Here is a 1,300-nt window from a genome sequence, read left to right as displayed (position 1 = left end):
CGGTGATGCCGGATGCCGCGACCAAGGCCGCCGCGCTGACCAATGGCGAGATGGACTGGTGGGAGAACCCGCCGAACGACCTCCTGCCCCTGCTGCGCCGCTCGCGCGACATCGCGATCGAGAGCGCGAGCCCGCTCGGCACGGTGGGCAGCGGCATCTTCAACTGCCTGTATCCGCCCTTCAACAATCCCGCGATCCGCCGCGCGGTGGTGGGCGCCATGTCGCAGGCCGACTTCATGATCGCCTGCGCCGGCACCGAGCCCGGCATCTACCGCGACAATGTCGGCATCTTCACGCCCGGCACGCCGCTGGCGAACGAGGCGGGGATGGAGATCATCACCCGCCCGCGGGACATGGAACGCTCGAAACGCGAGCTGCGSGAGGCCGGCTACAATGGCGAGCGCGTGGTGCTGATGGGCGCCTCCGACCAGCCGGCGCTCACCGCCCTGTCCGAGGTGGGGCGCGACCTGCTGGTGAAGATGGGCATGAACGTCGATTTCCAGGTGATGGACTGGGGCTCGGTGGTGCAGCGCCGCGCGAGCAAGGAGCCGATCGACAAGGGCGGGTGGAGCATGTTCCACACCACCTGGTTCGGTATCGATTCCGTGAATCCGCTCGGCTACCAGGTGCTGCGGTCGAACGGGGCGGATGCCTGGTTCGGCTGGCCGAGCGCGCCGAAGGCCGAGGAGCTGCGGATGGCCTGGATCGACGCGCCGGACCTCGACAGCCAGAAGCGGATCGCGGCGGAGTTCCAGCGCGAGATCCTGCAGCAGGCGACCTACCTGCCGACCGGGCAGTACTTCTCCAAGACGGCGCACCGGCGGACCATCACGGGCGTGCTGGAGGGGATCGTGGCCTTCTGGAATGTGCGAAGGACATGAGCTTCCGGCGGGGTGCGCTCAGGCGTGCCCCGCTTCTCCGGACAGCAGCGTCGGGTCGATGTTGAGCTTGGCCAGCGCGCGGCGCCAGCGCGTGCGGTCGTCGCCGCCGAAGAGCAGGTCCTCGTCGGCGGGGACGGAGAGCCAGTCGTTGCGGGCGATCTCGGCCTCCAGCTGGCCGGCGCCCCATCCGGCATAGCCCAGCGCCAGGAGCCCCTGCTTCGGGCCGCCGCCGGAGGCGATGGCCTTGAGGATGTCCAGGCTCGCCGTCAGCGCGTAGCCGCCCTCGACGGGCAGCGAGCCCTCGGCCTTCCACTCGCCGCTGTGCAGCACGAAGCCGCGGCTTTCCTCGACGGGGCCGCCATTGACGAGGCGGATGCTCCGTTGCGGCGGCAGCGGCTCCACGCCGACCTGCTTCAGCA

The 1,300-nt window shown here is 70.0% G+C and carries 2 protein-coding genes; one reads left to right on the top strand and one right to left on the bottom strand.

What is annotated here, in order from left to right:
• The coding region (locus AC1DWF_RS32060; RefSeq protein WP_476842573.1) for an ABC transporter substrate-binding protein at positions 1-881 on the top strand (881 nt) is incomplete at its 5' end.
• 18 nt (positions 882-899) lie between these two features.
• Here the strand turns inward: AC1DWF_RS32060 and AC1DWF_RS32055 are convergent.
• A partial coding sequence (locus AC1DWF_RS32055; RefSeq protein WP_476842572.1) for a YqgE/AlgH family protein occupies positions 900-1,300 on the bottom strand: 401 nt, incomplete at its 5' end.

Source organism: Aminobacter sp. P4_D5, assembly GCF_056401815.1.
Note: the sequence above shows the minus strand (reverse complement) of the source record. Positions and strands in the feature narration are given on the sequence as shown.